At 37.4% G+C, this 25036-nt stretch carries 20 protein-coding genes, 1 pseudogene and 1 riboswitch; of the genes and pseudogenes, 13 read left to right on the top strand and 8 right to left on the bottom strand.

Features of this window, described 5'->3' with window-relative positions:
- Positions 1–9: 9 nt before the first annotated feature.
- The 6 genes and pseudogenes from DV428_RS03495 to arcA all read right to left on the bottom strand — a co-directional run bounded on the left by DV428_RS03495 (position 10) and on the right by arcA (position 6102).
- The gene (locus DV428_RS03495; RefSeq protein WP_204637048.1) at positions 10–1452 is read right to left on the bottom strand and encodes an Eco57I restriction-modification methylase domain-containing protein; all 1443 of its coding nucleotides are present in this window, start codon (positions 1450–1452) and stop codon (positions 10–12) included.
- The gene (locus DV428_RS03490) at positions 1433–2293 is read right to left on the bottom strand and encodes a KilA-N domain-containing protein (RefSeq protein ID WP_114908699.1); all 861 of its coding nucleotides are present in this window, start codon (positions 2291–2293) and stop codon (positions 1433–1435) included. Before DV428_RS03490 ends, DV428_RS03495 begins: the two co-directional genes overlap by 20 nt.
- Before the next feature lie 167 nt (positions 2294–2460).
- Positions 2461–2622 (bottom strand): annotated as a pseudogene (locus DV428_RS09640) (SAM-dependent methyltransferase); the annotation flags it as partial.
- A 420-nt stretch (positions 2623–3042) separates the two neighbouring features.
- On the bottom strand, positions 3043–3366 hold the full coding sequence (raiA, locus tag DV428_RS03480; protein WP_009499739.1) for a ribosome-associated translation inhibitor RaiA: 324 nt from the start codon (positions 3364–3366) through the stop codon (positions 3043–3045).
- Between the two features lie 234 nt (positions 3367–3600).
- A complete protein-coding gene (locus DV428_RS03475; protein ID WP_114908697.1) occupies positions 3601–4971 on the bottom strand; it encodes an alanine/glycine:cation symporter family protein in 1371 nt (456 codons plus the stop codon).
- A 111-nt stretch (positions 4972–5082) separates the two neighbouring features.
- Positions 5083–5193, bottom strand: a riboswitch (glycine riboswitch).
- A gap of 198 nt (positions 5194–5391) precedes the next feature.
- Positions 5392–6102: a two-component system response regulator ArcA gene (arcA, locus tag DV428_RS03470; RefSeq protein ID WP_005627543.1), complete on the bottom strand. Its 711-nt coding sequence runs from the start codon at positions 6100–6102 to the stop codon at positions 5392–5394.
- A 190-nt stretch (positions 6103–6292) separates the two neighbouring features.
- Here arcA and DV428_RS03465 point away from each other — a divergent pair, with 190 nt between their 5' ends.
- The 13 genes from DV428_RS03465 (at position 6293) to adk (ending at position 20670) form a co-directional block, all read left to right on the top strand.
- The gene (locus DV428_RS03465) at positions 6293–8032 is read left to right on the top strand and encodes a protein-disulfide reductase DsbD (RefSeq protein ID WP_114908696.1); all 1740 of its coding nucleotides are present in this window, start codon (positions 6293–6295) and stop codon (positions 8030–8032) included.
- A gap of 111 nt (positions 8033–8143) precedes the next feature.
- The gene (locus tag DV428_RS03460) at positions 8144–8548 is read left to right on the top strand and encodes a DoxX family protein (protein ID WP_114908695.1); all 405 of its coding nucleotides are present in this window, start codon (positions 8144–8146) and stop codon (positions 8546–8548) included.
- A 181-nt stretch (positions 8549–8729) separates the two neighbouring features.
- The gene (gene purH, locus DV428_RS03455; RefSeq protein ID WP_114908694.1) at positions 8730–10328 is read left to right on the top strand and encodes a bifunctional phosphoribosylaminoimidazolecarboxamide formyltransferase/IMP cyclohydrolase; all 1599 of its coding nucleotides are present in this window, start codon (positions 8730–8732) and stop codon (positions 10326–10328) included.
- Between the two features lie 182 nt (positions 10329–10510).
- Complete coding sequence (gene purD, locus DV428_RS03450) at positions 10511–11800, top strand: phosphoribosylamine--glycine ligase (RefSeq protein ID WP_114908693.1); 1290 nt, start codon at positions 10511–10513, stop codon at positions 11798–11800.
- Positions 11801–11915: 115 nt separating this feature from the next.
- Positions 11916–13487 (top strand): phosphoethanolamine transferase, encoded by a 1572-nt coding sequence (locus DV428_RS03445; protein WP_114908692.1) that lies wholly within the window; start codon positions 11916–11918, stop codon positions 13485–13487.
- A gap of 122 nt (positions 13488–13609) precedes the next feature.
- Positions 13610–14875, top strand: coding sequence for a serine hydroxymethyltransferase (gene glyA, locus DV428_RS03440; RefSeq protein ID WP_114908691.1), 1266 nt, complete (start codon positions 13610–13612; stop codon positions 14873–14875).
- Positions 14872–15171 carry a DUF1294 domain-containing protein gene (locus tag DV428_RS03435; protein ID WP_114908690.1) on the top strand — a complete coding sequence of 100 codons (300 nt, stop codon included), beginning with the start codon at positions 14872–14874 and terminating at the stop codon, positions 15169–15171. Before glyA ends, DV428_RS03435 begins: the two co-directional genes overlap by 4 nt.
- Positions 15172–15277: 106 nt before the next feature.
- Positions 15278–15898, top strand: coding sequence for a dephospho-CoA kinase (coaE, locus tag DV428_RS03430; protein WP_114908689.1), 621 nt, complete (start codon positions 15278–15280; stop codon positions 15896–15898).
- Positions 15891–16097, top strand: a complete 207-nt coding sequence (gene yacG, locus DV428_RS03425) for a DNA gyrase inhibitor YacG (RefSeq protein WP_005645697.1) — start codon at positions 15891–15893, stop codon at positions 16095–16097. Before coaE ends, yacG begins: the two co-directional genes overlap by 8 nt.
- A 116-nt stretch (positions 16098–16213) precedes the next feature.
- A complete protein-coding gene (gene rhlB / locus DV428_RS03420) occupies positions 16214–17461 on the top strand; it encodes an ATP-dependent RNA helicase RhlB (protein ID WP_162790768.1) in 1248 nt (415 codons plus the stop codon).
- 43 nt (positions 17462–17504) lie between these two features.
- Positions 17505–18521, top strand: a complete 1017-nt coding sequence (galE, locus tag DV428_RS03415) for a UDP-glucose 4-epimerase GalE (RefSeq protein WP_114908687.1) — start codon at positions 17505–17507, stop codon at positions 18519–18521.
- Positions 18522–18664: 143 nt separating this feature from the next.
- Positions 18665–19942: an MFS transporter gene (locus DV428_RS03410; protein WP_114908686.1), complete on the top strand. Its 1278-nt coding sequence runs from the start codon at positions 18665–18667 to the stop codon at positions 19940–19942.
- Between the two features lie 83 nt (positions 19943–20025).
- On the top strand, positions 20026–20670 hold the full coding sequence (gene adk / locus DV428_RS03405) for an adenylate kinase (RefSeq protein WP_005631284.1): 645 nt from the start codon (positions 20026–20028) through the stop codon (positions 20668–20670).
- 67 nt (positions 20671–20737) lie between these two features.
- On the opposite strand, the gene acrB is transcribed toward adk, so the two are convergent.
- Both acrB and acrA read right to left on the bottom strand, forming a co-directional pair.
- On the bottom strand, positions 20738–23818 hold the full coding sequence (acrB, locus tag DV428_RS03400; protein WP_114908685.1) for a multidrug efflux RND transporter permease subunit AcrB: 3081 nt from the start codon (positions 23816–23818) through the stop codon (positions 20738–20740).
- A gap of 17 nt (positions 23819–23835) precedes the next feature.
- Positions 23836–25032 (bottom strand): multidrug efflux RND transporter periplasmic adaptor subunit AcrA, encoded by a 1197-nt coding sequence (gene acrA / locus DV428_RS03395; RefSeq protein ID WP_162790767.1) that lies wholly within the window; start codon positions 25030–25032, stop codon positions 23836–23838.
- Positions 25033–25036 lie beyond the last annotated feature (4 nt).

The raw sequence follows: 25036 nt of genomic DNA, 5'->3' as shown, positions 1-25036 counted from the left end.
TTTCCTCCGTTAAAAATTAAATTCTTCAATATCCTTTGATGTAATTCTCAATGAACTTCCGCTAATATTTATCCCCACTTTCTTTACATATTCCATAAAATTTTCACTTTCAAGAATTTCTTTTGCAAAACCAAAATTATATTCCTGATGTTCATCTCTCAAAGAAATGTACATCCCTGCATATGGAATACATGCCTCATCTAGTCTATATACAGCGACTTTATCTGTAATGATAGTTGATATAAGTAATTTTTCACACTTAATTCCTAAAAGTGCTTGCGTTCTTCCGTACTCAAACCACTTTGATTTTTTATCTGATTTCCTTTTTATTAAGTCTTCTTTGAATTTTGTTAAGTAAGAAAAAGCCCCAGGATATAAGTTTTTAAATTCTTTTTCTGTATATTTTATTAATTGATTATCAATATACTTATAAGGAAAAATAATTTTTTCCTCTTTACCATATCTCATATTTCTTGGTGTTGCAGTTGGCATAATTACATCCTTTTCGATCATAAATTTTCCAACCTTATAGTATTCATCTGCCTCATCGTACATATCTTCATTAATTACATACGCTTTATTCAACAAGGTTGCTACCACGTGAGATACTTTGAAATAATCTCCAAACCGTTTCTTACCAATGTTAAATTCATTAGAAAAAACCCATTTCTTTCTAATTGTTTTTTTACAAATATATAACCCATCATCATTACTCATATTTATATATTTGATTTTTTCACTGCAATCCTTTTTATCTACTATTATAATTGCTGACTTTACCAACGCATTATCGAATATTTTTTCTTTTGTATAATCTTTTATTTCAACAATATACTTAACCATAAATTCTCTAAGCTTATTCCCAAAAACAGTTTTAAAAATACTACTAGGTATTAAATAAGACATTTTTCCTTCACTTGATAATGACTTAATACTATGTTCTATAAATGCATAGCAATAATCAAATTTTCCTTGTCTGCAAGTTTCATATTTATCCTTAATAAATGTTCTTTCCTCTTGAGATAAATTACTGTAAGTTATATATGGAGGATTACCCACTATAAAATCAAATTGTATATTTACCTCACTTTTTAAATAATCTTCATTATAGATTTTCCATTCAACATCCTGTATCCCATTTTTTTTAACAAGTAAATTCAAGTTACAGATACACTTTTCAAATTGATTTTTGTCAATTTCAAACCCAAAAATATTGTTTTCTAAACCTTTTTTTATTTTTTTATTAGAAAATTTAAGTTCTATTGCTTCTTCAATGTACCTATTAACTATTTCAACAAGTATATTGCCATCACCACAAGAATTTTCTAATATTGTTTTATTTACTATATTTTTATGATAACCAACAGAGTCCAGTAACTCTTTAACATAATTTGTGGGAGTAAAAATTTGACATTTATTCGCTATTTTTTTTTCATTTGTTTTTTTCATCATCGAAATACTCCAGTTTTTTTATTGCTTTCTTATTTAATTTTTCCAAGGACACAATTTGAGTTCTCGCAAGCTTTCTAAGTTCTATCATTCTTTCTTTTTGTTCCATACCTTTTCCAATAAGAATTGCATTATAACTTTCCATATTGGCAAGCACCAGTAACTCATTCAGACTTGCATAATCTCTCATATTGCCTTTCAAATCTGGATTTTCTTCACACCACTGTTTTGCTCGCTTGTTAAATAAGGCAACATTGAGCATATCTGCTTCACTTGCATATTTATAGGATAACTGTTCGTTGGTAAGATCCTTTAATAGATATTCTTTGATTGCATCTGTATGGATTTTATAGTTAATCTTAGAAATTTCTCTATTCAAATTCCAACCTAATGATAGCTTAGAATTTTCATCTAACTTAAGCCTTTTGTAATCTTGGATTAAATAGAGCTTAAACTCTGCTGAAATCCACGAAGCAAATTCCATTGCTATATCAGGATGAGCGAACGTTCCTCCGCCTCTCCCAGATTTAGAAACAATACCGATTGCATTTGTATTTTCAATCCATCTTTGAGGCGATAATGTGAATGCATTTGTTCCTGCTTCCTTTCTAAAGGAGTCGAATTCGACCCCTTTAAAATTAGGATTATGAATAGTCTCCCATAGACCAAGGAATTCAATTGTATCTCTTACTCTTAGCCAGTTTTTAACAACATCTTTAGGTTCATACACATTTTTGTATCTTGCAATATCCGTTAAACTTATATAGTCATTTTTAAAGTCTTCAGTATAAATTTGAATAGCAAAACCTTTTGCTTCAATCGTGTCTTTTTTCACCTTAGACATGTGAGTGCCTCCTTTATGCTGATGTACTGTTTACAACATTTATTTTCGTAATAACTGCTCTAAACAGCACACCAACGATTCATTTTTTTGATTTTAAACTTTGGTAGAAGCTCTAAAACTATTGTATTTACTTGAGTATTTGCCTGTGTCATTATTATGATACGAAACCCACAGCCTAAATCGAGTAATTTTTTCCCTTTTAAATCAGGCAACAGTGAGAGCATGGTGGGCTTTTCAACAATTTCATTGAGGCTAATTGGATTTGCGCGGAGTTTCTGATAAAGCTCAAAGAAGTTTTCTTTGTCATAAACGCTAGTTTTATTATTCATCTCGTATCCTATATTACAAATAAAAAGGAGAATATTGATCTGCTGCCCCAAATTTATATTAGACAACTAATTGATTAAAGTGTAGATTTTTTGTGACTAACTACAACCAACTCTTCAAACAACAAGTGAGCAATGTTTATCTTCAATGCAATAAAAATCATTCTCTCCCCTAAGGCATCTTAAACGTCCCGAACAAACATTACATCGTTGAATGTAAATAATTTAAGGGGCTGACGTAGATTAGCCCTAAATAACCAAATGAAAGGTGAGTATTCATTCACCATGAGAGTATTCGGTGTAAACTAAAAAACTAAGCCCTGTGAATCACAGAGCTTAGTCCTCGATTTAATAACCTAACTTTTTTGGATGGATAAAATTTCACCGCACTTTTGCTTTTCTTTCTTTAGTTTATTTTCAATATTAACTTTCAAACGAATCTTTTAATCGTTCATCTGCTCGACGAGATTCACTTTTATGTTGAAGTTTATTAAGCTGGCGCTCCAATTTTTCCTCAACTTCATTAATTGCTTTATACATATCATCTGAGGTTGCACTTGCCAATAAATTGCCCAGTGGTGTGCCAATAGATGCTTCTACAGTAAATCCATTCGGTACTTTGTTTAAAACAAAATGTGGGTTAATTAACTGTGTTTGCCATTTACCTAATTTCGCGAGTCTTTCCTCCACGTGTTCACGAATTGCAGGGGTGATTTCCATTTGTTTGCTGGTGATATTAAGTGTCATAGCATTTACCTCTTTGTTGCGTGATTTACAGTTTTGTTTAATTACAAAATAGCTTTCTTAATTCAGGTTTTCAAGGGCTTTAAGAGAAAATGTCAAAGTAATTTTTAAAAATATGATCTATGTCTAATTTCTGAAAAAAGCTGCTTTTCTTTCTAAGATAAGTTGTTAAGATAGGAAATTGTGATAAGAAAAAAAGTGTGGATACTGATTGTATCCATACCTTTTTTCATTTGATTATTCTACGATTTCGTCTTGATCGTGATGATTTATTTTCAAGCGTTGGAAATAATCTTTTGTTTCTTCAATCACAACTTTTCGCAATCCAATGAGTGCGATGAGATTTGGAAAGGCCATTAAACCATTTACGATATCGGCGATAATCCAGATTAAATTTAAGTGTAAGAATGAGCCTAACCCTACCAACACAATATAAGCTAAACGATATAGTTTTACGCCACGAATACCAACGAGATAAACAAAGCAACGTTCACCGTAGTAACACCAGCCTAAAATAGTTGTAAACGCAAAAAATAATAAACCGACGGTTACAATCGTTGCGCCAATTGATGTTCCTAAACCTTGTGCAAAGGCATAGTTTGTGACTGTTGCACCCGCTAATTCAGGATTGTTCCACGCTCCAGTTAATACCAATACAATTCCAGTCATTGTACAAACGATGATGGTATCCAAGAATGTACCTGTCATAGAAATTAAGCCTTGTCGAACAGGTTCACGAGTTTGTGCCGCTGCGGCTGCAATTGGTGCGCTTCCTAAACCTGATTCATTGGAGAAAATGCCTCGAGCGACGCCTGATTGAATTGCCTTCATTACGGTAAAGCCAACAGCCCCGCCTAGCGCCGCTTGCGGATCAAAAGCACTATAAATAATTAATGAGATTGCATCTGGTACTTTTTCTATATTTAAAAGGATAATAACCAGTGAAGTAGTGACGTATAAAATCGCCATAAACGGCACAATTACCGATGATGCGGTTGCGATACGTTTTACACCACCAAGAATGATTAAGCCGACTAAAAGCGTAACAATAATGGCAGTAACTAAAACCGGAATATTAAAAGTATCTTGCATTGCATGGGTAATCGCATTGACTTGTGGGAATGTACCGATCCCGAAAAAGGCCACCATTACACCAAATAATGCAAATAATTTTGCTAGCCATTTGATACCTAATCCACGTTCAATGTAATACATTGGACCGCCAGCCATAAAGCCATTTTTATCGCGAACACGGTATTTAACCGCGAGTAAACATTCGGCATATTTTGTTGCCATTCCTAACAAGGCGACTAGCCACATCCAAAAAATAGCGCCAGGCCCACCTGCTTGTACAGCAGTTGCAACGCCCACAATATTACCAGTTCCGATTGTTGCTGCTAATGCGGTACAAAGTGCGGCAAAAGATGACACATCGCCTTTCCCGCCTTTATCTTTTTTAAATAAATAACCCAGCGCACGTGGTAAATAGCGAATTTGAATAAAGCCTAAACGTAAGGTTAAGTAGAGCCCCGTGCCTGATAAGAGTATGAGTAGCGGTGCGCCCCAAATAAAGCTATCAATAGCTGAAAGAATTGACTCAATTGTCATGTGATTCCTCGTCGTTTAAATCAAAAATAAACACGACAAGAAGACGAAAAGATACAATGGAAAAGAAAGTGCGGTGAAAAGATTGATAATTTCCACACTTACGATAGATTGTCTTTTGCCCCTGTCCTTTTGCCTGAGCGTTTGAAAAACGATTGAAAAATTAACCGCTCTTTTGCGCCTTCGGCGTCCATTTCTAAAATGGATCTCTCCAAGGGTTCGTCCAGTAACAGTCCCTGCCATCGCACCTGAAAGATTTTACATCGTCGGTGTGGGGTCAATTCCCCGCTCTCCAGCTACCTTCATCCGAACTCACTTTTCATGGTGACAATCACAATGAAAGCGTATGGATTCTATCAAAATGGGAAATTAATTTCAAAAAGGAATTTTAAAATAGTCTCTCAGTTGATAGAAATAATAACTTTATTCTATATCCCCACAAAAACGATATCCTTCACCATGCACCGTCATAATGATATTTGGGGTATTAGGATGATCTTCAAAATGTTTTCTGATACGTCGAATTGTGACATCCACCGTACGATCCTGAGGTTTTAATTCACGTCCCGTCATTTTTTTTAGTAATTCTTCGCGAGTTTGTAATTTTCCTGGATTTTCACAGAAATGTAGCATTGCACGAAATTCACTGCGCGGAAGTTTAAATTCTTGACCTTCTGGCGTAATTAAACTGTGGCTATTTAAGTCTAATTTCCAACCATTAAAACGATAGAATTCTCGACCAAATGTATTTTCTTTTTCTTGATGTGGCATTGTGCGATGCAATAAATTCCGTGCACGGATAGTCAATTCTCGAGGGTTAAAAGGTTTGGTTAAATAATCATCGGCACCGATTTCTAGCCCTAGAATTTTATCGACTTCATTATCACGACCAGTTAAAAATATAAGCGGCAAGTTGAGTTCTTCGCGGAGCTCTCTTGCTAATAATAAACCGTTTTTACCCGGTAAATTAATATCCATCACCACCAAATTAATATTGTGGTTTTCTAACATGTGATGCATTTCTGCGCCATTTTCTGCTTCAAGCACATCATACCCTTCCGCTTCAAAAATCCCTTTAAGCGTATTTCTGGTAACGATTTCATCTTCAACAACGAGAATTTGTGGAGTAGCCATTTTCCATCCTTATACTTATTTTGGTGTATGCTATCATGATTCCATTCTAGCGGTGTAACATTGTTGTAACAATAAAAAAGTGCGGTTATTTTTTATAAGATTTTCTTTTTTATGATCTAAATCATAGTTTTAGATATTCAAATTTCTTTGTGATAGAATTTTGCGCATTTTTACTTTTCCTTTCAATTCTATGAAAAAACTTTTTCTTTTTTTTACACTGATTTTTACCGCACTTGCAGCTAACGCTGGTCTATTTGATAAAAAACAATCTTTCTTGAAAGTAGATGATGCTTTTGCATTTTCTGCCACTTTATCTGCGGATAAAAGCCAATTAGAAGCTCATTGGGATATTGCCGATGGCTATTATCTATATCAAGATAAGATTAGTGCTGAATTAGTTGGTAAATCGGATGCTCTTACTTTACATGCTCAACAAGCAGCTGAATTACATCAAGACCCTTATTTTGGTAAAGTGAAGGTGTTTACTCGCTCAATTGATGGCGTATTTAGCGGCGCATTTAGCAATGCTGATGAGCAGGTTGAAATCAGTTATCAAGGATGTACCGAAGGTTTTTGTTATCCGCCTGAAACTAAAGTATTACGAATTGGGGATTTAGCCGTTTCTCAAGAGAAAATTGTCGAAAAAACAGTTGAAAAAAATACCGCACTTTTATCTGAACAAGATCGTTTAGCTGATGGTTTATTCCATAGTAAATGGGCGATTTTGGGTTTCTTTTTATTGGGATTGGGACTGGCTTTTACACCTTGTGTATTGCCAATGTTACCGTTGCTTTCTGCTATTGTTATTGGTCAGCAACAACGTCCAAATATGATGCGAGCGTTTAGTTTAGCTTTTCTTTATATTCAAGGCATGGCACTGACTTACACCTTGTTAGGGCTAGCGGTAGCGGCTATCGGTTTGCCGTTTCAAATCGCCTTGCAACATCCTTATGTGATGATCGGGCTTTCTATTTTATTTGTTGTTCTTGCCCTTTCAATGTTTGGCTTATTTACTATTCAATTGCCAAATAGCTTACAAAATAAATTGAATACATGGAGTCAAAAACAAACCTCGGGCGCTTTTGGCGGTTCCTTTGCGATGGGAATGATTGCTGGGCTTGTGGCATCACCTTGTACATCTGCACCACTTTCTGGCGCTTTACTTTATGTGGCGCAAAGCGGTGATTTATTCACAGGCGCAGCAACCCTTTATTTACTCGCACTTGGTATGGGCGTGCCGCTCATGTTAATCACATTGTTTGGTAATAAAATTTTGCCAAAATCAGGTGAGTGGATGAACACAGTGAAACAAACATTCGGCTTTGTTATGTTAGCGTTACCTGTGTTTTTACTTTCTCGTATTTTGCCTGAAGTATGGGAGCCTCGCTTATGGGCTGGATTAGCAACAGCATTCTTTATTTGGTTTGCGTTGCAGATGCCTAAGAGTGGTTTTGGCTATGCCATTAAAATTATTAGTTTTGCGTTGGCTATGGTTTCCGTACAACCTTTGCAAAATTGGATTTGGCAAACTCAGATAACAATACAAAGTGCGGTAGAAAATAAGTCTGTTTCTCAGGTTAAATTTAAGCAAATTAAAAATATTGAAGAACTTGACCGCACTTTAGTGGAAAATCCGCATTCGATCGCGATGTTGGATTTATACGCGGATTGGTGTGTGGCTTGTAAAGAATTTGAAAAGCTGACTTTTTCAGATCCAAAAGTGCAACAGCAGTTTCAAAATATCTTATTGTTACAAGTGAATATGACAAAGAATAGCCCAGAAAATAAAGCATTAATGGAACGCTTTAATGTGATGGGATTACCCACAATTTTATTTTTTGATAAGCAAAATAATGAGATTCAAGGAAGTAGAGTAACGGGCTTTATGGATGCTGATTCTTTTTCTAATTGGATTGAAAAGCTACTTTAGTTATTTTTTACTTTTGGTAAAAAGTATTTTTCGATTTTGATTATTGTTTGACTATCCGTTAAAGATTAATATGACGCCGTTTTAATTCATCTTTAAACAAAAGGAAAGCAAATGAACAATCTTGAAAAATATCGCCCTTATGTATTAGCGCTATTACGCATCACTGCTGCTTACATGTTTATCTTACATGGCACAGCAAAATTCTGGGAGTTCCCAATTTCCATGACGGGTGGAAATGGCCCGGTCGGTGACTCAATGATGATTGTAGGTGGCGTGATTGAAATTATCGGCTCAATCTTATTAATTTTAGGATTATTTACGCGCCCAGCTGCGTTTATTTTATCTGGTCAAATGGCTTTTGCGTATTTCTTTATGCATGTGGCTGGAAAAGGGAATTTACTATTCCCAATTGCAAATGGCGGTGAGCTTGCGTTACTTTACTCTGTACTTTTCTTCTATTTTGTATTCTCTGGTGCAGGTGCTTGTGCCTTAGATAACAAGTTTTTTAAAAAGTAGTTTAGTTGTAGTTTCATAATTTAATCCTTTTATTTGCCCACATCTATGTGGGCTTTTTATGCTTGAAATTTACCGCACTTTATTCTGATTACATTTTATTTAATCTTTTCTATATTTGCGCAAACGTTTGCGTTATAATTCACCCCGCTTATTTTTAACCATTTAATTAAAGGAAAATGTAATGACAGATCGTCCAATTCGTCAGGCTTTACTGAGTGTTTCTGATAAAACTGGTATTGTAGAATTTGCTCAAGGCTTAGTACAGCGTGGTGTAAAACTACTTTCCACAGGTGGTACCGCAAAATTATTGGAGCAACATGGTTTGCCGGTGACTGAAGTGTCTGATTATACGGGGTTCCCAGAAATGATGGACGGTCGTGTGAAAACCTTGCATCCCAAAGTACATGGCGGGATTCTTGGTCGTCGTGGTACAGATGATGCCATCATGCAGCAACATGGTATTGAAGGCATCGATATGGTCGTCGTGAATTTATATCCGTTTGCCGCCACCGTGGCTAAACCAGATTGCATGTTAGAAGATGCTGTGGAAAATATTGATATCGGCGGCCCGACGATGGTACGTTCCGCTGCGAAAAACCATAAAGATGTGGCGATTGTCGTGAACAATAAGGACTTTGATGCCATTCTTGCCGAAATGGATCAACATCAAAACGGCTTAACGCTTGAAACCCGTTTTGATCTTGCCATCAAAGCATTTGAACACACCGCTCAATATGATTCCATGATTGCCAACTACTTTGGACAAATGGTGAAACCTTATCACGTTGCCGCTGAAGAAGATGCGAATGCGAAGTGCGGTCAATTCCCGCGGACTTTAAACCTTAACTTCGTGCGTAAACAAACCATGCGTTACGGTGAAAATTCTCATCAAAATGCAGCCTTTTATGTTGATTTAAATGTGAAAGAAGCGAGTGTGGCGACTGCAAAACAACTGCAAGGTAAGGCTTTATCTTATAACAATATTGCCGATACTGATGCAGCCCTTGAATGTGTAAAAGAATTTGACGAGCCAGCCTGCGTGATTGTTAAACACGCTAATCCATGTGGCGTGGCTTTAGGTAAAGATATTTTAGAGGCCTACAATCGCGCTTACCAAACCGATCCAACTTCTGCATTTGGCGGCATTATTGCGTTCAACCGTGAATTAGATGAAAAAACGGCGAATGAAATTGTGGAGCGCCAATTCGTTGAAGTGATTATTGCGCCGAAAGTTTCTGCTGAAGCGCAAGAAGTCGTGAAACGTAAGAAAAATGTTCGTTTGCTTGAATGTGGTGAATGGACGTCACGTTCCGAACGTTTAGATTTCAAACGCGTGAACGGTGGCTTGTTAGTACAAGATGCAGATTTAGGCATGGTTGGCGTGGATGATTTGAAAGTAGTAAGCAAACGTCAACCAACCGAACAGGAATTAAAAGATTTATTGTTCTGCTGGAAAGTCGCGAAATTCGTGAAATCCAATGCCATTGTTTACGCCAAAGATAACCAAACCATCGGCATTGGTGCAGGTCAAATGAGCCGTGTGTATTCTGCTAAGATTGCGGGTATTAAGGCACAGGACGAAGGCTTAACCGTAGCCGGTTGTGTAATGGCATCTGATGCGTTTTTCCCATTCCGTGACGGTATTGATGCAGCGGCGAAAGTAGGGATTCAATGTGTGATTCATCCAGGTGGCTCAATGCGTGATCAAGAAGTCATCGATGCCGCAGATGAACATAATATGGTGATGGTATTAACTGGAATGCGTCATTTTAGACATTAATTTACTAACTACCCCCTCTTTAGCAAAGAGGGGAAGGGGAGATTTGGCAGAAGTGATTTCAAGCTCATACTAAATTCAATATCGTTTAAATCTCCCCCTAGCCCCCTCTTTACAAAAGAGGGGGAATTGCAGGTAAAAAATAGCCGCACTTTTTTAAATTAAGCATACACAAGGACTACAACATGAACATCCTCATCATCGGAAATGGCGGTCGTGAACACGCTCTGGCCTGGAAAGCAGCACAATCTCCACTAGCAGATAAAGTTTTCGTTGCACCGGGCAATGCAGGGACGGCGTTAGAACAAAAGGTTGAAAACGTGAATATTTCTGCAACAGATATCCCCGCATTAGTGAAATTTGCTCAAGATAAGCAAATTGGATTAACCATTGTTGGCCCTGAAGCACCGCTAGTGATTGGGGTAGTTGATGCATTTCGTGAAGCTGGATTGAAGATTTTTGGTCCAACTAAAGCGGCTGCGCAATTGGAAGGTTCAAAAGCATTCACCAAAGACTTCCTCGCTCGTCATAAAATCCCAACAGCGGAATATCAAAACTTCACTGAAGTAGAACCTGCCTTGGCTTACTTGCGTGAAAAAGGTGCGCCAATTGTCGTCAAAGCGGATGGTTTGGCGGCGGGCAAAGGGGTAATCGTTGCAATGACATTGCAGGAAGCGGAAGTGGCTGTGCGTGATATGCTTTCTGGCAATGCTTTTGGCGAAGCGGGTAGCCGAGTGGTGATTGAAGAGTTTCTAGATGGCGAAGAAGCAAGTTTTATCGTCATGGTAGATGGTAAAAACGTCGAACCAATGGCAACTAGTCAAGATCATAAACGCGTAGGCGAAAATGATACAGGCTTAAATACTGGCGGTATGGGCGCGTATTCACCAGCGCTAGTGGTGACGCCTGAAATTCATGATCGCATTATGCGAGAAGTTATTTATCCAACGGTCAACGGCATGGCGGCAGAAGGCAATGTTTATACTGGCTTCCTGTATGCAGGATTAATGATTATGCCAAATGGTCAGCCGAAAGTAATCGAATTTAACTGCCGTTTCGGTGATCCGGAAACCCAACCGATTATGCTGCGTTTAGAATCGGATTTGGTGGAACTTTGCCTTAAAGCCTGTAATGGAAAATTAGACGAAGTGAAATCCCAATGGAATCCGAAGGCTTCTTTAGGTATCGTATTAGCAGCAGAAGGTTATCCGGGCAATTATCGCAAAGGTGATGAAATCAGCGGTTTGCCTCAAAGTGCGGTCGAAAATGAGAAAGTTTTTTTGGCAGGTGTAGAAGTGAAAGCGGGAAAATTAGCCACCAACGGCGGTCGTGTGCTTTGTGTTACTGCGTTAGGCGAAAGTGTATTTGAAGCGCAACAAAAAGCCTTAAAACTCGCTGAGCAAATTCAATGGTCTGGGCGTTTTTATCGTCGAGACATTGGTTACAGAGCTGTGGAACGAGAACACGCAAAATAGTTAGAAAATTTGCTAGGTCTAATAGAGAAATAATATTATATAGCAATTGTAATTTATCTATTTTTTGTAATACACTGGAACAGTTTTCTTATCACTTTATGGAACCATATCATTCATGCGGCAATTTTTTATCACATTATTATATTCTTCAATTCTACTTTCCTTAGAAATAGTTTATCGCAAATTATTTAATATACCTAGTATTGAAAAATATATTGAAAGCTATATTTTTAATTATTTATTTGTTGTCTTGTTTCTTTATTCAAAATATAAGTTTACAAAAATACTAGTTAGTGCTTTATTTGCAATAAGCATTTTATTTAATAATGTACATTATGCTCTGTACCAATCTTGGATAGGACCTGTTAGTTACTTGCTTGCATTTAAAGAAATTAATGAAGTAACAAATGCAGGTATAACGATGGTAGATAAATTTATTTTTCCATTTTTATTTGGGGTGTTTGAAATTTTATTTTTTCTAAGCTTAAGTTTTATAAGGAGAAAAGAATATAAATTCTCTTGGCTATTTGACTTTATTTTTTATATTGCAATGGTATATGTTTCTGTTCGAGCATACACAACAAAGTCTCACGAACGTTTCATTTCACCTAACACAGCTTATTCAAGGCTAAAGTCTAATTATTTTTCTTTTGGATATTTTGTAGGAAGGTTATTGCCATATGAGATACTCTCATTGTCAGACACCCCTATTTACTTGAAAAGTAAACCTGAAAAGACGAATGAACCTAAAATTAAGAATATTATTTTAATAATGGGGGAAAGTGCATCAGCAAGCCATTTTAGTGTATTTGGATACGATAGAAACACCTCTCCGTTTCTAAATTTGTTAAAAAATGAAAAAGGAGCAATTGTTAGAAAAACTTATTCAGGAGGTTTATTTACAGCAATATCCTTACCAATGTTTTTTAATTCTATTCCTTATCCAAATGGAATGCAGCAAATAGCTAAAGGTGATACAAATTTATTTAATTTAGCAAAAGATCAAGGATTCCAAACATTTTTTTACTCAGCTCAAGCTAGGGATGATATGCATATGATCAATTTTTTAGGAGGAGCTTGGGTTGATGATATTCGTTTTCCAGATAATGAAGGGTATTCTTTAAGAGATTCAATGCCTGATAATAAATTACTTCCTGCTTTTAAAAATATTAATTTAGATAATGGTTATCATTTTGTTGTTTTACATCATAGAGGGAGTCATATTCCTTATGGGGCATTATTAGATGAGAAAGAGAAGGTGTTTGGAAAAAATAACGCAACAGATAATTATGATAATACTATTCTAAATACTGATAACTTTATCTCAGAGGTTTACCATTACCTATCTAGTAAATCTTCTAAAGATTGGATAATTGCCTATACATCAGATCATGGTCAATATGTAAAAGGTGATACTTATAAGCAAGGGACATTTGATGAAGATAATTATATTGTGCCATTAGTTCTATATAGTCCAAATGACGAAATACAGAAACTAGTATTAGACAATTTTTCATCATGTAAGGTTTCATTTCATAATCAGTTATCTAGTTTTATTATTAATATAATGGGATATAACTACTCAGTTAGCACTTGCGATAAAGGGGTTGTTAATGGAAATATTCTAACAGGTGATGCTGGATACCTAAAAATAGAATCTAATGGTAAACAAGAATATGTTCATTAAATTAGACTCTATGATGAATTAATTTCATTTAAGTGATGAAAATTTAGGAATGAAATTTTAATTAAGTTTTTATCTATAAACAGTTAAACTATCTGCCATAAGTTACATAACAGGAGAACACAATGTTTACAAGAAATATGACTATCGCTGATTACGATCCCGTATTGTGGCAAGCGATCCAAGATGAAAATCGTCGTCAAGAAGAACATATCGAACTAATTGCATCTGAAAACTATGCTAGTCCGCGTGTGATGGAAGCTCAAGGTTCACAATTCACTAATAAATACGCTGAAGGCTATCCAGGTAAACGTTATTACGGCGGTTGTGAGTATGCAGACATTGTGGAGCAATTAGCAATTGACCGTGCGAAAGAATTATTTGGTGCAGATTACGTGAATGTTCAACCGCACTCTGGTTCACAAGCAAATGCTGCGGTGTATGGTGCATTGATTAATGCGGGCGATACTATTTTAGGTATGGATTTGGCTCACGGTGGGCACTTAACTCACGGTGCAAAAGTAAGTTTCTCAGGCAAGATTTATAACTCTGTGCTTTATGGAATCACTGCGGATGGCTTAATTGATTATGAAGATGTTCGTCAAAAAGCATTAGAATGTAAGCCAAAACTTATCGTCGCTGGTTTCTCGGCTTATTCACAAGTTGTGGATTGGGCGAAAATGCGTGAAATCGCAGATGAAGTTGGTGCATATTTATTTGTGGATATGGCGCATGTAGCAGGATTAATTGCTGCGGGGTTATATCCAAATCCATTGCCTCATGCACATGTTGTTACAACAACAACCCATAAAACATTGGGCGGTCCGCGTGGTGGTTTAATTCTTTCATCTTGTGGTGATGAAGAAATCTACAAAAAATTACAATCATCCGTATTCCCTGCAAACCAAGGTGGTCCATTAGTTCATATTATTGCGGCAAAAGCAGTTTGCTTTAAAGAAGCATTAGAGCCTCAATATAAAGAATACCAAGCAAATGTGTTGAAAAATGCAAAAGCGATGGTTGAAGTATTTAAACAACGTGGTTATGACGTTGTGTCAAATGGTACTGAAAACCACTTGTTCTTAGTAAGTTTCATCAAACAAGGATTAACGGGTAAAGCAGCAGATGCGGCATTAGGCAAAGCAAATATTACCGTGAATAAAAATGCTGTACCAAACGATCCGCAAAAACCATTTGTTACTTCAGGTATCCGTGTAGGTACACCATCTGTGACTCGCCGTGGTTTCAATGAAAATGATGTGCGTGAATTAGCTGGCTGGATGTGTGATGTTTTAGATGCTTTAGGCAAAGAAAATGAAGAACAAGTGATTGCTGAAACCAAAGAAAAAGTATTAGCAATTTGTAAACGTCTTCCAGTTTATCCGAAATGATTTATTATCTTTCGTTGATTATATGGTTAGCGGCGATAAATATCGCCGCTTATTTTTTTATGTGGAGAGATAAAATTCGGGCCGTGCGTAATGACTGGCGAATTCCTGAAAAAACATTTTTCCTTCTAAGCCTTTTAGGTGGTTTTATGGGAATGTATTTGGCCATGAAACATTTTCGTCATAAAACCCTGCATTTTAGTTTTAAATTTATTGTTGTCATTAGTGCATTTCTTTGGGTTGTTATTTTTCCATGGTTATATTTTTCTTTTATTTTTCAATATGTAAAGGCTATCTAATGTAGACAAACTAATTTGTTATGCCTCACTGAACATTGTGCTTGGAGAACTGATTCTTACTAGCGTTATTTTGTATAATATTGGAAATTTTTTTATGGAAAATCATATGACTTATATTGTTGGCTTAACTGGAGGCATTGGTAGTGGTAAAACAACGATTGCTAATTTATTTGCCGATCTTGGCGTACCTCTAGTAGATGCGGATGTGGTTGCTAGAGAGGTCGTCGCGAAAGATTCCCCCTTATTGTCAAAAATTGTTGAACATTTTGGATCTAAAATTTTAACGGAACAAGGCGAGCTTAATCGTGCGGCTTTACGAGAGCGAGTGTTTAACCATGATGAAGATAAATTGTGGTTAAATAACCTTCTACATCCCGCTATTCGTGAACGAATGAAACAACAACTCGCTAAACAAACTGCGCCTTACACATTATTTGTCGTCCCTTTATTAATAGAAAATAAATTGACCGCACTTTGTGATCGTATTTTGGTGGTGGATGTGAGCCCACAAACTCAACTTGCTCGTTCAGCTCAACGAGATAACAATAATTTTGAACAAATTCAACGAATTATAAATTCTCAAGTTTCTCAACAAGAGCGTTTGAAATGGGCGGATGATGTGATTAACAATGATGCTGATCTGGCCCAAAACTTACCGCACTTGCAGCAAAAGGTGCTAGAATTGCACCAGTTTTATTTACAACAAGCGGAAAATAAAAATGTCTGACGAAATTATTGAAGTACCTTGTCCGATTTGCCAAAAATCTGTGCCTTGGACAAATGAAAGTACTTTTCGACCTTTTTGTAGCAAACGTTGCCAGTTAATCGATCTTGGCGAGTGGGCAGCTGAAGAAAAAGCGATTCCAAGTGATACTGCAGATTTTGCAATGGATCCAAATGTGAGTGACGAATGGAGCATTAAATAGAGATTAACCGATAGGAAACCCTATCGGTTAATTTTTATAAGTGCGGTCCTTTTTTGAGGATTTTCCCTAAGCATGCTATGCTAAACGCAATTTTATTATTCTAAAATGTGATTTTTATGCAACAAGATTATTTAAGCCAACAACGATTCTCCGATCTTCCTCTACATCCGATTGTGCGAGATGCTTTGGCAAAAAAAGGCTTTGATTTTTGTACCCCAATTCAGGCTTTATCCTTGCCTATCAGTTTAAATGGACGAGATGTCGCAGGACAAGCTCAAACTGGTACAGGCAAGACAATGGCTTTTTTAACAGCTACTTTTCACCATCTTTTAACTCACCAGGATCCTAATCTTGAATATCCTCATCCAAGAGCTTTGATTTTAGCACCTACACGAGAATTAGCGGTGCAGATTAGTAATGACGCAGAATTTCTTGCAAAAGCGAGTGGATTAAAGACCGCACTTGCCTATGGTGGCGATGGTTATGATAAACAGCTACAAGCGATTGAGCGTGGCGTCGATATTTTGATTGGTACGACGGGGCGAGTCATTGATTATGTTAAACAAGGTGTAATTTGTTTAGATGAAATCCAAGTTGTCGTGCTAGATGAAGCGGATCGAATGTTTGATCTTGGGTTTATCCGTGATATTCGTTATTTATTGCGTAAATGCCCCGCTCCGCAAGCGCGTTTAACGATGTTATTTTCAGCAACGCTTTCTTATAAAGTGCGTGAATTAGCATTTGAGGATATGAATGACCCTGAATATATTGAAATTGAACCAGAACAAAAAACAGGACATCGCATTAAAGAAGAACTTTTTTATCCATCTAATCAGGATAAAATGGCACTTCTCTTAACCTTAATGGAAGATGAATGGCCTGAGCGCTGTATTGTATTTGCGAATACGAAACATCGTTGTGAAGAAATTTGGGGTTATTTGGCGGCTGATGGGCATCGTGTTGGTTTACTGACTGGCGATGTAGCACAGAAAAAACGTTTATCGTTATTAAAACAATTTACCGACGGCGATTTAGATATTTTAGTAGCAACAGATGTGGCTGCTCGTGGCTTGCATATTTCTGATGTGACGCATGTTTTCAATTATGATTTACCCGATGATCGAGAAGATTATGTTCACCGAATCGGCCGCACTGGACGAGCAGGGGAAAGTGGCGTTTCGATTAGTTTTGCTTGCGAAGAATATGCGATGAATTTACCCGCTATTGAAGAATATATTGGCCATTCTATCCCAGTGAGCCAATATGAAACAGAAGCCTTGCTTGAACTGCCGAAACCATATCGGTTAAAACGTGCGGTGCCACCGCAAGGGCATACAAGACATCGTTCTTATCACACAAAATAGTGATATAATTTTTTTAGTTTCAATAATTAATAAGGAAATCATTATGGCCATTTTAGTGACAGGTGGTGCCGGTTATATCGGTTCTCACACAGTTGTAGAATTATTAAATGCTGGCAAAGAGGTGGTGGTATTAGATAATCTTTGCAATTCATCGCCAAAATCCCTTGAGCGCGTAAAACAAATTACGGGCAAAGAAGCAAAGTTTTATGAAGGTGATATTTTAGATCGTGCTTTGTTACAAAAAATTTTTGCAGAAAATGAGATTAACTCCGTTATTCACTTTGCTGGATTGAAGGCCGTAGGTGAAAGTGTTCAAAAGCCGACAGAATATTACATGAACAATGTCGCTGGCACCCTTGTATTAATTCAAGAAATGAAAAAAGCAGGTGTTTGGAACTTTGTATTTAGCTCATCTGCAACGGTTTATGGTGATCCAAAAATTATTCCAATTACAGAAGATTGTGAAGTCGGCGGTACAACCAACCCTTATGGTACCTCTAAATATATGGTTGAGCAGATTTTACGCGATACAGCAAAAGCGGAACCAAAATTTAGCATGACTATCTTGCGTTATTTTAATCCAGTAGGGGCGCATGAAAGTGGCTTAATTGGTGAAGATCCAAATGGTATTCCAAATAATTTATTACCTTATATTAGCCAAGTTGCTATCGGTAAATTAGCACAACTTTCTGTATTTGGTAGTGATTACGACACTCATGATGGAACAGGTGTGCGTGATTATATTCATGTAGTGGATTTAGCTGTGGGGCATTTAAAAGCGCTTCAACGTCATGAAAATGATGCTGGCTTACATATTTATAACCTAGGTACAGGCCATGGTTATTCTGTATTAGACATGGTAAAAGCCTTTGAAAAAGCCAACGACATTACCATTGCATATAAACTTGTAGAACGCCGCCCTGGTGATATTGCGACATGCTATTCTGATCCTAGTTTAGCGGCAAAAGAGCTTGGTTGGGTGGCAGAACGCGGTCTTGAAAAAATGATGCAAGATACGTGGAATTGGCAGAAAAATAATCCAAAAGGGTATCGAGATTAATATTCTCTGATATTTGTTTTTCTTTTTTAGGAAGAAGAATGCTAAACATTGGGGGATGTGATTAAAAATCCCCCTAATTTTTACACTTGTCCTTTAATTGAAAGGCGAAGTTTCTAAAATACAACCAAAATTAACCGCACTTTATGTCAAATTCCCTTTCTTCCCAAATTTTTACGCGCAAGATGTTGATTTGCGTATTCACAGGTTTTAATTCTGGTTTGCCATTATTTGTGTTATTGCAAATGTTGCCTGTTTGGCTGACGGATAAACATCTTTCAATTGAGCTTATTGGTGCGGTAACCGGTGTGATGTTGCCTTATGGATTAAAATTTTTGTGGGCACCATTATTAGATCGTTATTTCCCGAGTTTTTTAGGGCGTCGTCGTAGCTGGATGCTGCTTTCACAAGTAGCATTATTGATCTTACTTTACATAATTAGCCTTTTTGATCCGCTCACACAATTGAGTACAGTAGCAAATATTGCGTTGCTTATCGCCTTTTTTTCAGCCACACAAGATATCGTGTTGGATGCGTATCGTCGTGAAATTTTGAGTGATCATGAATTAGGTTTGGGAAATACTATTCATATTAATGCTTATCGAATTGCGGGATTAATTCCTGGTGGGCTGTCGCTATATTTGGCGGCGATTTATCCCTGGGAAACCGTCTTTTTGTGGACCGCACTTTGTATGTTAGCAGGCATCTTTATGACGCTATTCTTAGCAAAAGAGCCAAAAATAGACATGCAGCAAACTAATCAGCCGTTCTATCAAGCATTTTGGATTCCATTACAAGAATTTTTCCAACGTAAAGGCGTTATTCAAGCTATCGGTTTTTTACTGTTTTTGTTTTTGTATAAGTTTGGGGATTCTTTTGCTACAACGCTACAAACCAAATTTATTTATGATATGGGGTTTAGCAAAGAGGATATAGCCATTGTTGTAAAAAGCACTGCACTTTGGTCAAGCATTTTATCTGGGCTTGCTGGTGGTGTGATAATGCTAAAACTGGGTATTAACCGTGCATTGTGGCTATTTGGGCTTGTACAGATGGTAACAATTGGTGGGTTTATTTGGTTGGCTGCTTTCGGTCATTTTGATGTTATTACATCAGCCGAGTTATGGAAACTAGGTGTTGTGATTGCTGCAGAATATATCGGCGTTGGACTTGGCACCGCAGCTTTTGTGGCTTTTATGGCGCGTGAGAGTAATCCTCTTTATACCGCAACACAGCTTGCACTTTTTACAAGCCTTTCAGCTTTGCCAAGTAAAGTTTTAGGTATGCTTTCTGGTTATGTTGTGGGAGCAGTGGGGTATTATCAGTATTTTTGGTTTTGTTTATTTTTAGCGATTCCAGGTATGCTTTGTTTATTTTGGGTAGCGCCTTGGAATCAAGAAAATAATACGACCAATTCACTATAAAAGTGCGGTAAAAATTATAAAAAATTTGACCGCACTATGCTTTATCAGTATCTTAATCACGTTTTTATTAATGGAGATTTTTTATGAAAATTATTCTTTTAGGTGCACCGGGCGCAGGTAAAGGCACTCAAGCACAATTTATTATGAACAAATTTGGTATCCCGCAAATTTCAACTGGTGATATGTTCCGTGCTGCAATCAAAGCGGGGACTGAACTTGGCAAACAAGCCAAAGCATTAATGGATGAAGGTAAATTAGTACCAGATGAATTAACCGTTGCCCTTGTAAAAGATCGTATTGCACAACCTGACTGCGCAAATGGTTTCTTATTAGATGGTTTCCCTCGTACTATTCCACAAGCGGATGCATTGAAAGACTCAGGTGTTAAAATTGATTTTGTTTTAGAATTCGATGTGCCAGACGAAGTGATTGTTGAACGTATGAGTGGCCGTCGTGTACACCAAGCATCTGGCCGTTCTTATCATATCGTCTACAACCCACCAAAAGTGGAAGGTAAGGATGATGTAACTGGTGAAGATTTAATTATTCGTGCAGATGATAAACCAGAAACTGTGTTAGATCGTTTAGCCGTATATCATAAACAAACCAGTCCATTAATTGATTATTACCAAGCAGAAGCGAAAGCGGGGAATACTCAATATTTCCGTTTAGATGGTACACAAAAAGTAGAAGAAGTTAGCCAAGAGTTAGATAAAATCTTAGGCTAAAAATAATCTAAAAAAATAAACCGCACTTTGGGTGACCTAAGTGCGGTTTGTTTTTTCTATGTTTTAATTAGTGGGTTGTTTTATTTTCATCAAAAACCGGTAATGGTTTGTGTTCGGTTGCGACATAGCTATATACCACAGGCAATACGAACAAGGTGAAAATAGTACCAATGGATAATCCCGCTACAATCACTATTCCCATACTAAAGCGAGATACCGCTCCTGCACCTGTTGCATAGAGTAATGGAATTAAGCCTGCTACCATTGCCGCCGTTGTCATTAGGATTGGGCGTAAACGTACTTTGGCTGCATGAGTGATTGCCTCAATTCGCGTTTTACCATGGTTTAGCTGCTCTTCTTTTGCCACTTCACACATTAAGATACCGTGTTTGGTGATTAATCCTACGAGAGTAATCAACCCAACTTGAGAGTAGATATTTAATGTTGTTCCCGCTATGCCAAAGAAGGATAAAATATTTAAGCTCACTAATGCACCACTTACGGCTAATGGTACGGAGATCATAATTACCATTGGATCCCGTATAGATTCAAACTGAATGGCAAGTACCAAGAATATGATGATAACAGCCAATGCAAAAGTGACGGCTAATGCGTTACCTTCTTGTACTAATTGACGTGCTTCAGATTTAAAGTCAAACGTATAGCCTTGCGGTAAATTGTCAGTCGCATATTGTTGTAACCATGCAACAGCATCACCCGTTGATGAACCTGGCATTGGTACGGCACTGATTTCAGCAGAATTTAACTGACTGAAACGTGGTAATGATGTTGGTTGTGTTTCTAGCTTCATCGTGATTAAACTGCTTAATGGCACGGATTGCCCATTACTTGCCGTTAAGTAATAGTTTTTGAATGCTTCGGGCGATAAACGGTCGTCACGTTTTACTTGTGAAATGACCTTATAGGCACGCCCATCGACATCGACTCGCGTAATTGTTGCTCCAGATAAGAAACTACCTAAAGTATTACTAATTTGTTGCATCGTGATACCGTAAGTACCAGCTTTCTCTTTATCTACTGAAATTGTCATTTGCGCAGTGTCATAGGTCAAATCTAAATCCGTATAAATAAATTTACCCGAGTCTTTCATCGCACTTAGGAATTTCTCTGCGGTATTTGCCAAAGATTTATAATCTTGTGCAGTTTTCAACACGATAGAGACTGGAGGTCCTTGTTCTCCCGTATCAATTTCAGGAAAGTTAAATGCAGATACGGAGACTTCTGGAATTGATTTCGCTTTTGCGTTGATTTCATTCATTACGGCAGATTGCTTGCGTGAGCGTTCTTTCCAGTCTTTCAATGTGATGATATTTAACGAGCTATTAGAAGTTAGCGCGCCCGCAATACTCATACCAAAAGAGACTTCAGGTGTTTCCATTACATTTTTCATGTATGGTTGCATTGCATTTTGAATATAATCCACATTCACACTAGATGGCGCGTTACCAATGGCAATAAATGCACCTTTATCTTCATTTGGCGTTAATTCACTAGAAAGTGAATTAAACAAAAATGGGAGCGTTGAGAAAATCACCACCGCAAAAGCCAGCATTGATTTACGATTGAGCATAACGAGATCAAGCATGTATTCGTAAATACGATTTACTTTACCTAAGGTATGTTCTACGCGTTCTTCCATCCATGTTGGTTTAGCGTTGGATTTAAGTAATTTACTACTCATCATTGGCGATAACGTTAATGCCACGATACCAGAAATAAATACCGCACCAGCAAGGGTTAAAGCAAATTCTTTAAACAATGTGCCAGTAATGCCCCCCATTAAAGCCATCGGTGAGTAAACCGCGATCAATGCGATAGTCATGGAAATTACAGGCACGGCAATTTCACGAGTACCAATAATTGCAGCACGGAATGGTGTTTCCCCTTCTTTAATATGGCGATCCACGTTTTCTAACACGACAATCGCATCATCAACTACTAAGCCGATAGCTAGAATAAGTGCTAATAATGTCATTAAGTTAATAGAAAAATCTAAACTTTGTAGCATCATTAAAACACCGATCAACGAAATCGGAATGGTGAGAACTGGAATTAAAATTGCGCGAAGCGATCCGATAAACATCAAAATAACCACTAATACAATAACAGTCGCTTCCACAATAGTTTTAATTACTTCATGGATTGAACTATTAATCGCAATAGTGCGGTCATAAAGAATGTCAGTTTCCATACTATCCGGTAGTTGCTTTTTAATATTGTCAAAGAGCGGTCGGATTTTTTCTGCCACTGTTAATGGGTTAGCCGATGAAGTTGGATTGATTCCTAATACGACAGAATCCGCACCATTTGCCGTTGCACGAGAATTATCACTTTCTTTGTTCAATTCAATGGTGGCAATATCGCGTAGGCGTACTAAATCATCACCACGAGAAGCAACAATTAAATTACCTAATTGATCAACGGATTTGGTCGTTGTTTCAACTTTGTTGCGGTAAGTGACGTAGTAGCCGTTATCATTACCAGCTGCAGTTTGTACATTATTTGCAGAAAGGGCAGACATCACTGTTGGTGCAGAAAGATTTTGTGACGCCATTTTTTGAGGATCTAGCCAAATACGTAATGCATATTCAGCCGCACCAAATACTTGTACTTCTGCCACACCTTCAATCGTAAAGAATTGAGGTTTGACTACGCGGTTAATGTAGTCTGTTACTTGACTTGAGTCGAGTTTGTTGGAGCGGAAACTTATATACATAATCCCCGTACCACCTGATGAAGAGGCTACGGTTGGCGCTTCAATTCCGCTTGGTAATTTTGAGCGCACAGCATTTACTTTGGCTAATACATCGGCAAGTGCTCCGGCAGGATCCGTATTCAGTTTCATTTTGACTGTAATAGTCGATGAATTTGGCGCACTGCTAGATGACATATAATCAATGTTATCCGCTTGGGCGATAGATTCTTCTAATGTAGAGGTAACAAATGCTTGAATTAGATTTGCATCAGCACCAGGGTAGGCGGTTGTTACCGTAATTACCGTGGTGGTCATTTTTGGGTATTCACGCACTGCCAATTTCGAAATAGCTTGCAAACCTAAAATAATAATAAGCAAGCTAATTGAAATCGCTAAAACAGGACGACGAATAAATATATCGGTAAATTTCATTCGTATTTCCTAGTTAATTAAAGGTTAGTTTTATTTACTGGCTCTGTTGCACCTACAATGTCTTTTTCAATCCATTCTACAAGACTGCCATTGCCGATACCTTGCTGACCACCAGTGATAATTTTATCACCCGGTTTTACTTCATTACCTTGTAATTGAGAATAAATGCCTTGGCGATCTTTAGTGAATACAGTGATTTGTTTTGCTCGATATAAACGATCTAATTTTTTATTCTCAGCCATTTTCTCTTTGTCTTCATCAGATAATGGTTTGAGTAAATAAGCAATTTCACCATACATGTTGTAGCTAATAGCTACTTGTGGAACGACAACTTGATTTGTTTCAGTTGGAAGCGCAATGCGTAAGCGAGAGAACATACCTGAAAGCAATTTACGCCCATCTTCAGGATCAAATGTAGCCTGAACATCAACTAAACCAGTTGATGAATTAATGGCTGGTTCAATAGCCGTGATTCGAGCTGAAAATGTTTCGCCCAAGCGAGCATCTGTTGTCACTGTGACGCGTTGACCGATATGCAATTTATCTAAATCATTTTGTGAAAGGGCAAAATCCACTTTCATTGAGCTAGTATCTTCTACACGCACAATTTCTGTTCCTACATTCACATATTGACCTACGTTTACTTTCACAATACCTGCTTTGCCATCAAATGGCGCAACAATTTTACGGCGCTCAATTGCTGCTTTTAAAGATTCGATATTGGCTAGTTGAGCGTCATAAGCCGCTTTTGCGTTATCCATTTCTTGTCGTGAAACAGCATTGCTTTTCAATAAATTAGCATAACGTTGATAAGTTTGACGAAGAGCTGGGAGTTGTGCCTGTGCGGCTTGAAGGCTTGCATGTTCAACAGAACTATCGAGTTCAATGAGTAAATCGCCTTTTTTCACTTGTTGGCCATTTCGCACGAGCACTTGAGAAATCGTACCTGCATTTTGTGTACTGAGCATCGCGCCTTGATTTGGACGCACAAGACCTGTTGTGTTGATAACTGGCGTCCATTCACGGGGTTGAACTTCAAGTGCGGTTACTGGGCTTGAAGGTTCTGGCATTCCCGCAATGGCTCGGCTTATCATTACGCCTTTTATCATATTAAAAGCGATGACACCGGCAAAAATTAAGACAAATACCACTAAAATTATTTTCATAAAGAAAATATGTGAGCGTTTTGGTCTTTGATGTTGAGTTTGACTCATGTTT

Source organism: Haemophilus haemolyticus, assembly GCF_003352385.1.
Classification (GTDB): domain Bacteria; phylum Pseudomonadota; class Gammaproteobacteria; order Enterobacterales; family Pasteurellaceae; genus Haemophilus; species Haemophilus haemolyticus_I.
The sequence above is the reverse complement of the archived record's forward strand: the minus strand, read 5'-3'. Positions and strand labels throughout refer to the sequence as shown.

Coding starts and splice junctions, on each gene's coding strand:
- DV428_RS03495 (WP_204637048.1), bottom strand. CDS start 1,452: ATGATGAAAAAAACAAATGAAAAAAAAATAGCGAATAAATGTCAAATT.
- DV428_RS03490 (WP_114908699.1), bottom strand. CDS start 2,293: ATGTCTAAGGTGAAAAAAGACACGATTGAAGCAAAAGGTTTTGCTATT.
- raiA (WP_009499739.1), bottom strand. CDS start 3,366: ATGACACTTAATATCACCAGCAAACAAATGGAAATCACCCCTGCAATT.
- DV428_RS03475 (WP_114908697.1), bottom strand. CDS start 4,971: ATGACAATTGAGTCAATTCTTTCAGCTATTGATAGCTTTATTTGGGGC.
- arcA (WP_005627543.1), bottom strand. CDS start 6,102: ATGGCTACTCCACAAATTCTCGTTGTTGAAGATGAAATCGTTACCAGA.
- DV428_RS03465 (WP_114908696.1), top strand. CDS start 6,293: ATGAAAAAACTTTTTCTTTTTTTTACACTGATTTTTACCGCACTTGCA.
- DV428_RS03460 (WP_114908695.1), top strand. CDS start 8,144: ATGAACAATCTTGAAAAATATCGCCCTTATGTATTAGCGCTATTACGC.
- purH (WP_114908694.1), top strand. CDS start 8,730: ATGACAGATCGTCCAATTCGTCAGGCTTTACTGAGTGTTTCTGATAAA.
- purD (WP_114908693.1), top strand. CDS start 10,511: ATGAACATCCTCATCATCGGAAATGGCGGTCGTGAACACGCTCTGGCC.
- DV428_RS03445 (WP_114908692.1), top strand. CDS start 11,916: ATGCGGCAATTTTTTATCACATTATTATATTCTTCAATTCTACTTTCC.
- glyA (WP_114908691.1), top strand. CDS start 13,610: ATGTTTACAAGAAATATGACTATCGCTGATTACGATCCCGTATTGTGG.
- DV428_RS03435 (WP_114908690.1), top strand. CDS start 14,872: ATGATTTATTATCTTTCGTTGATTATATGGTTAGCGGCGATAAATATC.
- coaE (WP_114908689.1), top strand. CDS start 15,278: ATGACTTATATTGTTGGCTTAACTGGAGGCATTGGTAGTGGTAAAACA.
- yacG (WP_005645697.1), top strand. CDS start 15,891: ATGTCTGACGAAATTATTGAAGTACCTTGTCCGATTTGCCAAAAATCT.
- rhlB (WP_162790768.1), top strand. CDS start 16,214: ATGCAACAAGATTATTTAAGCCAACAACGATTCTCCGATCTTCCTCTA.
- galE (WP_114908687.1), top strand. CDS start 17,505: ATGGCCATTTTAGTGACAGGTGGTGCCGGTTATATCGGTTCTCACACA.
- DV428_RS03410 (WP_114908686.1), top strand. CDS start 18,665: ATGTCAAATTCCCTTTCTTCCCAAATTTTTACGCGCAAGATGTTGATT.
- adk (WP_005631284.1), top strand. CDS start 20,026: ATGAAAATTATTCTTTTAGGTGCACCGGGCGCAGGTAAAGGCACTCAA.
- acrB (WP_114908685.1), bottom strand. CDS start 23,818: ATGAAATTTACCGATATATTTATTCGTCGTCCTGTTTTAGCGATTTCA.
- acrA (WP_162790767.1), bottom strand. CDS start 25,032: ATGAGTCAAACTCAACATCAAAGACCAAAACGCTCACATATTTTCTTT.